General features: G+C 70.2%; 13 protein-coding genes. All 13 read right to left on the bottom strand.

Going from position 1 to position 13848, the window contains the following annotated elements:
• Positions 1-37: 37 nt before the first annotated feature.
• From PUW82_RS08910 to rpe, 13 genes are read right to left on the bottom strand one after another with little or no spacing between them, the layout of a single operon-like run.
• Positions 38-1504: a glutamate synthase subunit beta gene (locus PUW82_RS08910; protein ID WP_274221951.1), complete on the bottom strand. Its 1467-nt coding sequence runs from the start codon at positions 1502-1504 to the stop codon at positions 38-40.
• Positions 1497-6077, bottom strand: a complete 4581-nt coding sequence (gltB, locus tag PUW82_RS08905) for a glutamate synthase large subunit (RefSeq protein ID WP_274221950.1) — start codon at positions 6075-6077, stop codon at positions 1497-1499. The genes PUW82_RS08910 and gltB overlap by 8 nt, the downstream gene beginning before the upstream one ends.
• 52 nt (positions 6078-6129) lie before the next feature.
• Positions 6130-7104: a prolipoprotein diacylglyceryl transferase gene (gene lgt, locus PUW82_RS08900; protein ID WP_274221949.1), complete on the bottom strand. Its 975-nt coding sequence runs from the start codon at positions 7102-7104 to the stop codon at positions 6130-6132.
• Positions 7105-7147: 43 nt separating this feature from the next.
• Positions 7148-7942: a tryptophan synthase subunit alpha gene (gene trpA / locus PUW82_RS08895; protein WP_274221948.1), complete on the bottom strand. Its 795-nt coding sequence runs from the start codon at positions 7940-7942 to the stop codon at positions 7148-7150.
• Positions 7939-9198, bottom strand: coding sequence for a tryptophan synthase subunit beta (gene trpB / locus PUW82_RS08890; protein ID WP_274221947.1), 1260 nt, complete (start codon positions 9196-9198; stop codon positions 7939-7941). Before trpB ends, trpA begins: the two co-directional genes overlap by 4 nt.
• Positions 9195-9971, bottom strand: a complete 777-nt coding sequence (gene trpC / locus PUW82_RS08885; protein ID WP_274221946.1) for an indole-3-glycerol phosphate synthase TrpC — start codon at positions 9969-9971, stop codon at positions 9195-9197. The genes trpB and trpC overlap by 4 nt, the downstream gene beginning before the upstream one ends.
• Before the next feature lies 1 nt (position 9972).
• On the bottom strand, positions 9973-10200 hold the full coding sequence (locus PUW82_RS08880) for a DUF6704 family protein (protein WP_274221945.1): 228 nt from the start codon (positions 10198-10200) through the stop codon (positions 9973-9975).
• A 47-nt stretch (positions 10201-10247) separates the two neighbouring features.
• Entirely contained in the window at positions 10248-10853 is a 606-nt protein-coding gene (locus PUW82_RS08875) for a Trp biosynthesis-associated membrane protein (protein ID WP_274221944.1), read from the bottom strand.
• The gene (gene hisI / locus PUW82_RS08870) at positions 10850-11206 is read right to left on the bottom strand and encodes a phosphoribosyl-AMP cyclohydrolase (protein WP_274221943.1); all 357 of its coding nucleotides are present in this window, start codon (positions 11204-11206) and stop codon (positions 10850-10852) included. The genes PUW82_RS08875 and hisI overlap by 4 nt, the downstream gene beginning before the upstream one ends.
• The gene (gene hisF / locus PUW82_RS08865) at positions 11203-11967 is read right to left on the bottom strand and encodes an imidazole glycerol phosphate synthase subunit HisF (protein ID WP_274221942.1); all 765 of its coding nucleotides are present in this window, start codon (positions 11965-11967) and stop codon (positions 11203-11205) included. The genes hisI and hisF overlap by 4 nt, the downstream gene beginning before the upstream one ends.
• Position 11968: 1 nt before the next feature.
• A complete protein-coding gene (gene hisG, locus PUW82_RS08860; RefSeq protein WP_274221941.1) occupies positions 11969-12811 on the bottom strand; it encodes an ATP phosphoribosyltransferase in 843 nt (280 codons plus the stop codon).
• A 40-nt stretch (positions 12812-12851) separates the two neighbouring features.
• The gene (locus PUW82_RS08855; RefSeq protein WP_210004300.1) at positions 12852-13115 is read right to left on the bottom strand and encodes a phosphoribosyl-ATP diphosphatase; all 264 of its coding nucleotides are present in this window, start codon (positions 13113-13115) and stop codon (positions 12852-12854) included.
• A 52-nt stretch (positions 13116-13167) separates the two neighbouring features.
• Positions 13168-13845: a ribulose-phosphate 3-epimerase gene (gene rpe, locus PUW82_RS08850; protein WP_274221940.1), complete on the bottom strand. Its 678-nt coding sequence runs from the start codon at positions 13843-13845 to the stop codon at positions 13168-13170.
• Between the last annotated feature and the right edge of the window lie 3 nt (positions 13846-13848).

Here is a 13848-nt window from a genome sequence, read left to right as displayed (position 1 = left end):
CTCCGGTGGTCTCGGGTCGGGAGGGGATGGGTCCAGCCTATGCCCGCTGGAGCCCGATCGCGACGTCCGTCGGACGCACCGGTGCCGGCAGGGCCGTGTCGCCCATCAGGTACCGGTCGACGGCGGCCGCAGCCGCCCGCCCCTCGGCGATCGCCCATACGATGAGCGACTGCCCCCGGCCGGCGTCTCCCGCGACGAACACGCCGGGCGCGGTCGTCTGGTAGTCGTCGGCACGGTCGACGTTGCCACGATCAGTGAAAACGGTACCCAGCTGGGCCTCGAGCTCGGAGCGTTCCGGGCCGGTGAAACCCATCGCGATGAGCACGAGGTCGGCCGGGATCTCCCGCTCCGTGCCGCTCTTGGCGACACGGCGACCGTCGACGAACTCGGTCTCGGCCACGCGCAGGGCACGCACCTCGCCCGCCTCGTTCGCGAGGAACTCCACGGTCGAGGCGAGGTAGCTGCGCTCCCCGCCCTCCTCGTGCGCCGACGCGACCTCGAAGACCGTCGGCATCATGGGCCACGGCTGGTGGTCGGGTCGGTCCGAGGGCGGCTGCTTTCCGATTGCGAGGTTGGTGACGCTGAGCGCCCCCTGACGGTGCGCCGTTCCGATGCAGTCGGCTCCGGTGTCGCCACCGCCGATGACGACGACGTGCTTTCCCTCGGCGTGGATCTGGTTGGCGACTTGGTCGCCGGCGACGGCCTTGTTCGACTCGATGAGGTACTCCATCGCGAAGTGCACGCCGGCGAGGTCGCGACCGGGGATGGCCAGGTCGCGCGGCAGGGTGGCGCCGGTGGCGACCACGACGGCGTCGTAGCGAGCACGCAGCGCGTCCCAGGAGATGTCCTTGCCGATCTCGACGCCGGCGCGGAACCGCGTGCCCTCGTCCTGCATCTGACGCAGGCGCGCCTCGATGTGACGCTTCTCCATCTTGAAGTCGGGGATGCCGTAGCGCAGCAAGCCGCCGATACGGTCGTCTCGCTCGTAGACCGCGACGGTGTGGCCGGCGCGCGTGAGCTGCTGGGCCGCGGCGAGCCCGGCGGGCCCGGAGCCGACCACCGCGACGGTCTTGCCGGTGAGGCGCCCCGGCGGCTCAGCCTCGACCCAGCCGTTGGCGAAGGCCTCGTCGATCGTCGAGACCTCGATCTGCTTGATCGTCACCGGCGGCTGGTTGATGCCGAGCACACACGAGCTCTCGCACGGCGCGGGGCACAGCCGCCCGGTGAACTCCGGGAAGTTGTTCGTCGCGTGCAGGCGCTCGATGGCCGACCGGCCCTCGCCGCGCCACATCAGGTCGTTCCACTCCGGGATGAGGTTGCCCAGCGGGCATCCCTGGTGGCAGAACGGCACGCCGCAGTCCATGCAGCGGCCGGCCTGACGGCGCAGCACGGCGGAGTCGCCGGGCTCGTACACCTCGCGCCAGTCCATGATGCGAACGGGGACAGGGCGCCGCTTGGGTAGCTCGCGCTCCGTGGTCTTCAGGAAGCCCTTGGGATCAGCCACGGGTCACCTCCAGGATGCGGTTCCAGACCTCGTCGCCATCGGGGTCGAGCCCCTCCGCTGCGGCGGTCTGTCGGGTTTCGAGGACCGCGGCGTAATCGCGCGGCACCACACGGACGAAGTTCGCGACCTCGGTGTCGAAGTCGGCGAGCAGGCGCGAGGCCAGCTCGGAGCCGGTCTCGGCGACGTGACGCTCGAGCAGGTCGTGCAGGATCTCGGCGTCGCCGGATCCCATCTCGCCGAGCACGAGTTCACCGGTCGCGATCGCCTCGCGGTTCACATTGGCCTCTTCGAGGCGGTAGACGTAGGCGTTGCCGCCCGACATGCCCGCGCCGAGATTCCGCCCGGTCGCGCCGAGGATGACCGCCAGGCCGCCGGTCATGTACTCGAGGGCGTGGTCGCCGACGCCCTCGACGACAGCGGTCGCGCCGGAGTTGCGCACGAGGAAACGCTCCCCCACGACGCCTCGCAGGAACATCGTGCCCTGCGTCGCGCCGTACCCGATGACGTTGCCGGCGATGACGTTCTCCGAAGCGTCGAAGGCGGCGTCGCGCGGCGGACGCACGACGATCTGCCCGCCCGAGAGGCCCTTCCCGACGTAGTCGTTCGAGTCACCCTCGAGGCGCAGAGTGATGCCGGCGGGCAGGAACGCCCCGAAGGACTGACCCGCCGATCCGGTGAGGCTCACGACGATCGAGTCCGCCGGAAGCCCGTTCTCGCCGTGCGCCAGCGTCACCCGGTTGCCGAGCATCGTGCCCACGGCACGCTCGGTGTTCCGGATGGGGAGATCGATCTCGATGCGACCGCCGTGGGCGACGACATCCTGGGCCCGCTCGATCAGCTGCACGTCGAAGTGCTGGTCGAGCTCGTGCTCCTGGTCGCGCAGGTGACGGCGCGGCACCTCGTCGGCGAACGCCGGTCCGGTGAGGATCGGGCCGAGGTCGAGTCCGTTGGCCTTCCAGTGCTCGATCGCACCGTCGACGTCGAGGACGTCGTTGCGGCCGATGGCCTCGTCGAGCGAGCGGAAGCCGAGCTCGGCGAGGTACTCGCGCACCTCCTGAGCGACGAACTCCATGAAGTTGACGACGAACTCCGGCTTGCCGGTGAAGCGCTCGCGCAACACGGGGTTCTGCGTCGCGACGCCGACCGGGCAGGTGTCGAGGTGGCAGACGCGCATCATGATGCACCCCTCGACGACGAGGGCGGTCGTGGCGAACCCGAACTCCTCGGCGCCGAGCAGCGCGGCGATGACGACATCGCGCCCGGTCTTGAGCTGGCCGTCGGCCTGCACCACGACGCGGTCGCGCATGTCGTTGAGCATCAGCGTCTGCTGCGTCTCGGCGAGGCCGAGCTCCCACGGCGTGCCCGCGTGCTTGAGCGAGTTGAGCGGGCTCGCGCCGGTGCCGCCGTCGTGTCCCGAGACGAGGATCACGTCGGCCAGGGCCTTCGCCGTCCCTGCCGCGACCGCGCCGATACCCGACTGGCTGACGAGCTTGACGTGGACGCGTGCCGCGGGGTTGGCGCGCTTGAGGTCGAAGATCAACTGCTTGAGGTCTTCGATCGAGTAGATGTCGTGGTGCGGCGGCGGCGAGATGAGGCCGACGCCGGGAGTGCCGCCGCGCGTGCGGGCGATCCACGGGTACACCTTGCCGGGCGGCAGCTGACCGCCTTCGCCGGGCTTGGCACCCTGCGCGAGCTTGATCTGGATGTCCTCGGCGTGCGTCAGGTACATGCTCGTGACGCCGAAGCGGCCCGAAGCGACCTGCTTGATGGCGCTGCGGCGCTCCGGGTCGAGCAGGCGGTCGACGTCCTCGCCGCCCTCGCCCGTGTTCGACTTCGCGCCGAGACGGTTCATCGCGATCGCGAGCGTCTCGTGCGCCTCTTTCGAGATCGATCCGTAGCTCATCGCTCCGGTCGAGAAGCGCTTGACGATGGATGCCACCGATTCGACCTCGTCGATCGGCACGGGCGGCCGCACCCCGGTGCGCAGCTTGAACATGCCGCGCAGGGTCTTGAGCTCCGACGCCTGGTCGTCCACGAGCTTGGTGTACTCGCGGAAGATGTCGTAGCGGCGCGTGCGCGTGGCGTGCTGCAGCCGGAAGACCGTCTCGGGGTTGAACAGGTGGGGCGCGCCGTCGCGGCGCCACTGATACTCGCCGCCGGTCCACAGCCGCTCGTGTGCGCGCACCGCCGCGTCCTCGGGGTAGGCGTAGGCGTGGCGCGCCGCGTTCTCGGCGGCGATCACCTCGAGGCCGACGCCGCCGAGCTTGGTCTCGGTGCCCGTGAAGTACTTCGAGACGAACTCGTCCGACAGACCGACGGCCTCGAACACCTGAGCGCCCGCGTACGACGACACCGTCGAGATGCCCATCTTCGACATGATCTTCAGCACGCCCTTGCCGAGCGCGTAGATCAGGTTCTTGACGGCCTTCTCGGGGGCGACGCCGGTGATGTAGCCGGCGCGGACGAGGTACTCCACCGTCTCCATCGCCAGGTACGGGTTGACCGCCGAGGCGCCGTAGCCGAGCAGGGTCGCCACGTGGTGCACCTCGCGGACGTCGCCGGCTTCGACGACGAGTCCGACACGCATGCGGGTCTCCTGACGGATCAGGTGATGGTGCACGGCGGCGAGCATGAGCAACGAGGGGATGGGGGCGAGGTCCTTGTTCGAGTCGCGGTCGCTGAGCACGATGAACTCGGCGCCGTCCTCGATGGCCTGATCCGCCTCGGCGCACATCTGCGCGAGACGCTTCTGCATGCCCTTGTGCCCGGCCTCGACGCGGTACAGGCCGCGGATCGTGACCGAGGACCGGCCGCGCAGCGCCGTGTCGATGTGCTGGATCTTCGCGAGCTCGTCGTTGTCGATGACCGGGAAGTCCAGCGTCACCGTGCGGGTGTGCTCCGGTCCCCAGGCGAGCAGGTTGGCCTCGGGTCCGAGGCCGAGCGAAAGGGAGGTCACGACCTCTTCGCGGATGGAATCCAGCGGCGGGTTGGTCACCTGGGCGAACTGCTGCGTGAAGTAGTCGAACAGCAATCGGGGGCGCTCGCTCAGGACGGCGACGGGGGTGTCGCTGCCCATGGCGCCCAGCGGCTCGGCGCCGACCTGGCCCATCGGCGTGAGGAGGATGCGCACTTCTTCTTCGGTGTAGCCGAAGGTGCGCTGGCGCCGCGTGATCGAGGCGATGGGGTGGACGATGTGCTCGCGCTCGGGCAGGTCCTTGAGGCGGACGCGGCCCGCGTCGAGCCACTCCTGCCACGGGTGCAGGGTCGCGAGCTCGCTCTTGATCTCGTCGTCCTCGACGATGCGGCCCTGCGCGGTGTCGACGACGAACATGCGGCCCGGCTGCAGGCGCCCGCGGCGCTTGATGCGCTCGGGGGCGAAGTCGAGCACACCGGTCTCGCTGCCGATCACCACGAGCCCGTCGGTCGTCTCGGTCCAACGTCCGGGACGCAGGCCGTTGCGGTCGAGGGTCGCGCCGACGAGCGTGCCGTCGGTGAAGATGAGCGCGGCCGGGCCGTCCCACGGCTCCATCTGGATGGAGTGGTAGTCGTAGAAGGCTCGGAGATCGGGGTCGATGTCGGTCTGCTTCTCGTACGCCTCGGGCACCATCATCATGACGGCGTGCGGCAGGCTGCGCCCCGTGAGGGTGAGCAGCTCGAGCACCTCGTCGAACGAGGCGGAGTCGCTGGCGCCGTCGGTGCAGATCGGCAGCAGGGGACGCACTTCGCCCAGCAGCTCGGACTCGAGCTGCGACTGACGCGCTCGCATCCAGTTGCGGTTGCCCTTGACCGTGTTGATCTCGCCGTTGTGCGCGAGCATGCGCAGCGGCTGCGCGAGCGGCCACGACGGGAAGGTGTTGGTGGAGTAGCGCGAGTGCACGACCGCGAGCTCGGAGGCGAAGCGCTCGTCCTGCAGGTCGGGGTAGAACGGCTCGAGCTGGAGCGTTGTGACCATGCCCTTGTACCCGAGCGTGCGGCTCGAGAGCGACACGAAGTAGGCGTCGTGCTCGTGACGGGCGCGCTTGCGCAGACGGTAGACGCGGCGGTCGAGGGCGATGCCCGACAGCGCCGGCGCGTCGCCCACGGCGGGGCGCGAGACGAACAGCTGCTCGAACGAGGGCCGCGCGGCGAAGGCGAGCTTGCCGAGGTTGTCGTCCTCGGTCGGCACGACGCGCCAGCCGAGCACCACGAGGCCCTCGGACGCGGCGAGCTCTTCGATGCGTGCCTTGAGCGCGTCGCGCGCGTCGGCCTCACGGGGCAGGAACGCCATGCCCGCGGCGTACTCCCCCGCCGGCGGCAGGGGGAAGTCGACGACCTCGCGCAGGAACGCGTCGGGCATCTGGGTCAGGATGCCGGCACCGTCACCGGTGCCCGCGTCGGACCCGATCGCACCGCGGTGCTCGAGGTTGCGCAGCGCGGTGAGCGCCAGCTCGACGATGTCGTGACCGGCTTCGCCACGCAGCGTGGCGACCATCGCCAGACCACAGGCATCCTTCTCGAAGTCAGGGTTGTACATGCCCTGCTTGACGGGGAAGGAACCGAATCCGGAGTTGTGGGGTCGAGGGCTCGAGGCCATGCTGACCGTCCTCACATTGGTGCTGAACCGGGACGACGTCGGCCCTGGGGAACTACTGCTTCGAGGTGACTGCGCTTGTGGCGCTGTCTGCGTGAGCTTCGGGCGTCGGGGGTGCGCTCAGATCCACGAAGTCTTCGGTGCTCTGCGATTGTAGCGCGCTCGGAGCCACCCATTCGCGACCGGGCTGGTACGGCGTCGGCTCGTCGCCGAAGTGGCGCCGTGACTGCACGACAATGATGGCGATACCGACGAGGACGGCGAAGATCGCGGCCCAGACGTTCGTGCGCAGGCCGAGGATGATCTCGCTCGGATCGATGCGGATCGACTCCCACACGACGCGACCGGCGCCGTACCAGATGAGGTACAGGCCGAACAGCTTGCCCCACTGGGCCCACACGGTGCGGCCGACCCACAGCAGCACGAGCACGCCGAGGCCGTTCCAGATCACTTCGTACAGGAAGGTGGGGTGAAAGAGGGTGTCGGGGGCCAAGCCCGCCGGGAAGGCGGGGTTGTCGGCGTCGATCTCGAGGCCCCACGGCAGATCCGTGGGGAGGCCGAACAGCTCCTGGTTGAACCAGTTGCCGAAGCGGCCCAGCGCCTGGGCGAGCAGGAGGCCCGGAGCGAGCGCGTCGGCGAAGCTCCAGAACCGGATGCCGGTCCACCTGCAGCCCAGGTAGGCACCGACCGCGCCGCCGATGAGGGCGCCGAAGATCGCGATGCCGCCCTCCCAGATGAACAGGACCGCCCAGGGGTTCTTGTCCGACCCGAAGTAGAACCCCGGGTGCGTCAGCACGTGGAAGGCCCGGGCGCCGATGAGCGCGAGCGGCACCGCGAGCAGGGCGATGTCGATGACGACCCACGGCTCACCGCCCCGCTTGGTCAGCCGGTGGTTGGTCAGGAGGGTCGCGACGATGATGCCCGCGATGATGCACAGCGCATAGAAGTGGATGCGCAGCGGTCCCAGGTCGACGTAGCTCACCGACGGGCTGGGGATGCTCGTGACGAGCAGGGTGGCGGCGTGGATCATCGGATCGTCCCTCGGGATTCGGCGGTCGTGCGACCGGAAAAGTCTAGACCGCGCGGCGCGGCGTGCCCGCGGCCAGGGCGCGGGCGGTCTCGGTCATGGCCGAAACCCCGCCGTCGCGCAGAGCGCGCACGAGTGCGGTGCCGACGATGGCGCCGTCGGCGTACTCGACGACCCCGGCGACCTGGTCGGGCGTCGAGATGCCGATCCCGACGCAGGCGTGACCGGCGCCGAAGTCGCGCAGCCGTCCGACGAGGGTTCGCGCGGCGGCATCCAGCTCGGCACGCTCCCCCGTGATGCCCATCGTCGACACCGTGTAGACGAACCCGGTCGACTCGGCCGCGATCATGCGCAGCCGCTCGTCGGTCGAGGTCGGAGCCGCGAGGAACACACGGTCGAGCCCGGTGCGCTCAGAGGCCGCGATCCACTCGGGCGCGGCGTCGGGGGTGATGTCGGGCGTGATCAGCCCGGCACCACCGGCGGCGGCGAGGTCGTCGGCGAAACGGTCGACCCCGTACTGCAGCACCGGGTTCCAGTAGGTCATGACCAGGATCGGCACATCGACGCGTGCCGCGATCTCGCGCACCGCGGTGAAGGTGTCGCGCAGACGGAAGCCCGCCGCGAGCGACGTCTGGGTGGCCTCTTGGATCACCACACCGTCCATGACCGGGTCGGAGTACGGCGGCCCGAGCTCGAGGACGTCGGCACCGGCTTCAGCGAGGGCAACCGCCGCATCGATGCTCGTCGCGAGGTCGGGGAAGCCCAGGGGCAGGTACCCGACGAAGGCGCCCCGGCCGGCGGCGTGGGCGGCGTCGATCGCCGCGGTGACGCGCGAGGTCACAGTTCGACCCCTTCGCCGGATGCCGCTTCGTCGTGCCCCGGCTCGACGACCGGCTCGGCGCCGTCGTCGTACAGCTCGAACCACCGTGCCGCTGTGTCCATGTCTTTATCGCCGCGCCCCGAGAGGTTGATGGCGATGATCGCGTCGGGGCCGAGCTCGCGTCCGATGCGGAGGGCGCCGGCCAGCGCGTGCGCCGACTCGATGGCGGGGATGATGCCTTCGGTGCGGCTGAGCAGGCGCAAGGCCTCCATGGCCTCGGTGTCGGTCGCGGGGATGTACTGAGCGCGGCCGATCGAGGCGAGCCACGCGTGCTCGGGCCCGACGCCCGGGTAATCGAGGCCGGCCGAGATCGAGTGCGACTCGACCGTCTGACCGTCCTCGTCCTGCAGCACGAAGGTCTTCGCGCCGTGCAGGACGCCGGGGCGCCCCCGCTCGATCGAGGCCGCGTGCCGTTCGGTGTCGACGCCGTCGCCGGCCGCCTCGACTCCATAGAGCGCGACGCCCTCGTCGTCGAGGAACGCGTCGAACATGCCGATCGCGTTCGATCCTCCGCCGACGCAGGCCACGACGGCATCCGGCAGCCGCCCCGTCTCGGACAGCAGCTGCTCGCGGGCTTCTTCGGAGATGATCTTCTGGAAGTCGCGGACCATGGCCGGGAACGGGTGCGGGCCGGCGGCCGTCCCGAAGACGTAGTTGGTCGTCTCGACCGAGGCGACCCAGTCGCGGTAGGCCTCGTTGATGGCGTCCTTGAGCGTCCGCGAGCCGGTGGTGACGGGGATGACCTCGGCGCCGAGCAGACGCATCCGCGCGACGTTGAGGGCCTGGCGCTCGGTGTCGACCTCGCCCATGTAGATCGTGCAGTCGAAACCGAACAGGGCGGCCGCGGTCGCTGTGGCGACGCCGTGCTGGCCCGCACCTGTCTCGGCGATGACGCGGGTCTTGCCCAGGCGCTTGGTCAGCAGCGCTTGCCCGATGACGTTGTTGATCTTGTGCGAACCGGTGTGGTTCAGGTCCTCCCGCTTGAGGAACACCCGCGCTCCCCCGGCGTGCGCGGCGAAGCGCGGCACCTCGGTCAGCGCCGACGGGCGCCCCGCGTAGGTGGCGAGGATGTGCGCGAGCTCGGCGGTGAAAGCGGGATCGGCCATCGCCTGCTCGTACACGGCCGTCAGCTCGTCGATCGCGGCGATGAGCGACTCGGGCATGAAACGCCCGCCGAAGTCGCCGAAGAACGGTCCGTGCTGGTCTCTCAGGCTCACGCGCCGGCCTCCAGGAATGCGTGCAGGGTCGTGACCGGATCGTTGGTCACGAGGGCTTCGCCGATCAGGACGGCATCCGCTCCCGCGGCACGGTAGTGCGCGACATCGGCGGGCGTCAGCACGGCGGACTCGGCGATCTTCACCGCGTCGTCGGGAAGGTGCTCGGCCAGGCGGCCGAACAGGTCGCGGTCGAGCTCGAAGGTCGACAGGTCGCGGGCGTTGACGCCCACGAGTCGAGCGCCGACGTCGGCCGCGCGGTGCACCTCGTCGAGCGAATGCGTCTCGACGAGCGGAGTCATCCCCAGCTCGAGGACCATCGCGTGCAACTGCTCGAGCAGCGGCTGCTCGAGCGCGGCCACGATGAGCAGCACGAGGTCGGCCCCCGAGGCGCGTGCCTCGAGCACCTGGTACGGCGTGGCGATGAAGTCCTTGCGCAGCACGGGCAGCGAGACCGCAGCCTTGACCGCCTCGAGGTCGGCGAGGCTGCCCTTGAACCGCCGCCCCTCGGTCAGGACGGAGATGACGGACGCGCCGCCCTCTTCGTACCGGCTGGCCTGCAGCGCGGGGTCCGGGATGTCGGCGAGGTCACCTCGCGATGGACTCGCGCGCTTGACCTCGGCGATGATGCGCACACGCTCAGCGGGGGCGAGGGCCACCAGGGCGTCTCGAGCCGGAGCCTGGGCGAGCGCGTCGCGCTCGACGACGGCGAGGGGCCGATCGGCCGCACGGGCCTCGGCGTCCTCGACGGCGCCGGCCGTGAGACCGGCCAGCACGTCAGTGCGCTTTCGGGGTGTACTTGTCGCCGTAGGCGCCGTACCCGGCCTTCGACATCGCCCAGCCGACGATGCCGCCGACGACGAGCAGGCCCGCGGACGCCCAGACGAGCGCCGGCATGTCGAGCCAGAAGAACAGGGTGCCCAGCGCGAACGCGAGGAGCATGATCACGACTGCGGTCCACGCCGCCGGGGAGTGTCCGTGGCCGGGGTCGCCGATGTTGCTCATTGTTCTCCTTCGCGGGATTTCTCGGGCTTCCGACAGTCTATCGGGGCTCAGGCGGTGGGGTCGGACCCCCGGCTGAGGTCGTCCCACGAATCGATCGCGTCATGCGAGTCGTGCGGTCGCGATCCGCGGGGCCGCGCAGCCTCCGTCGCGGCGTCGGTGCGGTAGCGCCGTGCCGTACTGCGCCAGGACCGCGCCGTCAGGAGCGTCACCACTCCCCCCGCGGCGATCAGGAGCGCGCCGACGGCGGTGATGACCGGCCACGCGGTCGCCGTGATCGTCGAGACGAGCGCCTCCACGGCGGCGACGCCCGACAGACCGGTGGTCTCGGCGACGACCCCGACCACGGCCGCCGGGGGCGTCGTCAGCGCGATCCGCACCGATTCGACGAGCAGCGCACCCCCGATCACGATGCCCAGGCCTCCGAAGACGTAGCGCAGGACGGGGCCGACGATCGACAGGGCGAGTCCGAGCGCGAGCGCGGCCAGGCCCAGAGGCGTCACCAGGGGCAACGCCTCGGTGCCCGGCACCGGCAGGACCGCGTGGGCGCCGTCGCGAAGAGTGGCCTCGAGCCACGGCTGGGTCGACCCGATGACGGCCAGCCCGCCGCCGAGCACCGCCGCGAGGACGGCCAGCATGCGAGACCGGCCGTTCACGGCACGCTCACGACCGGCGCGAGGTCATCGCTGTCGAAGCAGGTCCGCGTGCCCGTGTGGCAGGCCGCGCCGACCTGCTCGACCGCGATCAGCACCGCGTCGCCGTCACAGTCCAGTCGAGCGCCGCGAACGAGCTGGATGTGGCCGGAGGTGTCGCCCTTGCGCCAGTACTCCTGGCGGGAACGCGACCAGAAGGTGACACGCCCGGTCGTGAGCGTGCGGCGCAGCGCCTCGGCATCCATCCACGCGAGCATGAGCACTTCGAGTGTGTCGTGCTGCTGGATGACGGCGGCCACGAGTCCGTTCGCGTCGAAGGCGACGCGGGCGATGCGATCGTCGATGCTCTCACTCATGCGCGCACCTCGATCCCGTCCGCGACGAGCGCGTCCTTGACGTCGCCGATCGTGAGCTGACCGGAGTGGAACACCGAAGCGGCGAGTACCGCGTCCGCTCCTGCGGCGATGGCGGGCGCGAAGTGCTCGGCCGCGCCCGCGCCGCCCGAGGCGATGACCGGCACGCTCGCGATCTCGCGCATGGCGGCGATCAGTTCGAGGTCGAACCCGTCCTTCGTGCCGTCGGCGTCGATCGAGTTGACGAGCAACTCGCCGGCGCCGCGCTCGATGGCCTCGCGCGCCCATTCGAGCGCGTCGAGGGACGTGGCGGTGCGACCGCCGTGCGTCGTCACGACGAAGCCCGATGCGGTGCCGGGCGCGCGCTTGATGTCGAGCGAGAGCACGAGCACCTGCGCGCCGAAGCGGTCAGCGATCTCGTTCACGAGGTCGGGTCGTGCGATGGCGGCCGAGTTCACCCCGACCTTATCGGCGCCGACCGACAGCAGCCGGGCGACGTCGTCGACCGATCGGATGCCGCCACCCACCGTCAGCGGGATGAACACCTGCTCGGCGGTGCGGCGGACGACGTCGTAGGTCGTCGCCCGACCGTCGACCGTCGCGGTGACGTCGAGGAAAGTCAGCTCGTCCGCGCCCTGGTCGAAGTACACCCGAGCCAGCTCGACGGGATCCCCCATGTCGCGCAGGTTCTCGAAGTTGACGCCCTTGACGACGCGGCCGGCGGCGACGTCGAGGCACGGGATGACGCGACGTGCAAGCGTCACGTCAGAGCCTCGCGTTGTCGATCGCGGTGACGAGGATCGCCCGGGCGCCGATCGCGTACAGGTCGTCCATCGTCTTGTTAACGCTCGTGCGCGGCACCATGACGCGGACTGCGACCCAGGACGGGTCGCGCAGCGGCGAGATCGTCGGCGACTCGATGCCGCCGGCGATGGCGACCGCGTCGTCGACGAGGTGGGCGGGCAGGTCGTAGTCCACCAAGACGTACTGCCGCGCGACGAGCACACCCCGCAAGCGGCGCAGCAGACGCTCGGTGCCCGCGGCATCCGCCGGCCCGGCGATCAATACCGCTTCGGAGCGCAGGATCTCGGGGCCGAAGACCTCGAGCCCGGCCTGTCGGAGCGTCGTGCCGGTCTCGACGACGTCGGCGACGGCGTCGGCGACCCCGAGGCGCACGGCCGACTCGACCGCGCCGTCGAGAGGCACGAGGTCGACGGCGATGCCCCGCTCATCGAGGAAGGCGTCGACCAGCCCCGGGTACGACGTGGCGATGCGCTTGCCGGCGAGCTCGGCGACGTCGGTGAAGGTGCCGGTCGGGGCGGCGAAGCGGAAGGTCGAACCCGCGAAGCCGAGGCGCTCGATCTCGCGAGCGCCGGGCATGCGGGCGTCGAGCAGCAGGTCGCGGCCGGTGATGCCGACGTCGAGGGCGCCGGAACCGACGTAGGTCGCGATGTCCTTGGGGCGCAGGTAGAAGAACTCGACCTCGTTGACCGGGTCGATGACGTGCAGGTCTTTCGCGTCGCGGCGGCCGGTGTAGCCGGCCTTGGCCAGCATCTCGGCGGCGGTCTCGGCGAGCGATCCCTTGTTCGGGACGGCGATGCGCAGCATGGGGGTCTTTCTGTCGCGGAGCGGGAAGGCGGAGCGTCGCTCAGAGATGTCGATAGACGTCTTCGGGGCGCAGACCCTTGCTGATCATGAGCACCTGCAGGTGGTAGAGCAGCTGCGAGATCTCCTCGGCCGTCTCGGCGTCGGACTGATACTCGGCCGCCATCCAGACCTCAGCGGCCTCTTCGACGATCTTCTTGCCGATGGCGTGCACGCCGCGATCCAGCTGTGCGACGGTACCCGAGCCCTCGGGTCGCGTCTCAGCGATCGCGGTGAGCTCTGCGAACAGGGCGTCGAACGTCTTCACCTAGCCAGGGTACCGGGACCGGGACCCCTCCCCGACCGCCGACCGCCGTGGATCAATGACGGTGCGCGGCGGCGGCACCTGAGCGGAGGCTCGCGATGGCGGCATCCGGATCATCCGCCCCGAACACCGCCGACCCCGCGACGAAGGTGTCGGCGCCTGCTTCGGCCGCCTGCGCGATCGTCGCCTCGGAGATGCCGCCGTCGACCTGCAGCCACACCTGGGAGCCGCGGCGTCGAGCCTCGTCGGACAGCCGGCGCAGCTTGGGCATCTGGTCCGCCATGAAGCTCTGCCCGCCGAAGCCGGGCTCGACGGTCATGACCAGGATCTGATCGAACTCGTCCAGCACATCGAAGAGGCCGTCGACGGCGGTGGCGGGCTTGACGGCGACGCCGGCCCGCGCGCCGATGCCGCGCAGGCGACGAGCCAGCCGCACCGGGTCGGTCGCCGCCTCGAGGTGGAAGGTGACGCTCGCGGCGCCCAGCTCGGCATAACCCGGCGCCCACCGGTCGACATCCGAAATCATCAGGTGCACATCCAGCGGGACGGGACTCGTCGCTTGGATGCGCTCGACCATCTGCGGACCGAACGTCAGATTGGGCACGAAGTGGTTGTCCATGACGTCGACGTGCACGAAATCGGCGGCACGGATGCGGCCGAGCTCCGCTTGCATGTTGACGAAGTCGGCGGCCAGGATGCTGGGGTTGATGCGGATGGCGTCGGCGTCGGTCACCCG

The organism is Microbacterium thalli (genome assembly GCF_028737325.1).
Classification (GTDB): domain Bacteria; phylum Actinomycetota; class Actinomycetes; order Actinomycetales; family Microbacteriaceae; genus Microbacterium; species Microbacterium thalli.
This window is presented reverse-complemented; position numbering and strand designations above follow the sequence as displayed.

Coding starts and splice junctions, on each gene's coding strand:
- gltB (WP_274221950.1), bottom strand. CDS start 6,077: ATGGCCTCGAGCCCTCGACCCCACAACTCCGGATTCGGTTCCTTCCCC.
- lgt (WP_274221949.1), bottom strand. CDS start 7,104: ATGATCCACGCCGCCACCCTGCTCGTCACGAGCATCCCCAGCCCGTCG.
- PUW82_RS08880 (WP_274221945.1), bottom strand. CDS start 10,200: ATGAGCAACATCGGCGACCCCGGCCACGGACACTCCCCGGCGGCGTGG.
- hisI (WP_274221943.1), bottom strand. CDS start 11,206: ATGAGTGAGAGCATCGACGATCGCATCGCCCGCGTCGCCTTCGACGCG.
- hisG (WP_274221941.1), bottom strand. CDS start 12,811: ATGCTGCGCATCGCCGTCCCGAACAAGGGATCGCTCGCCGAGACCGCC.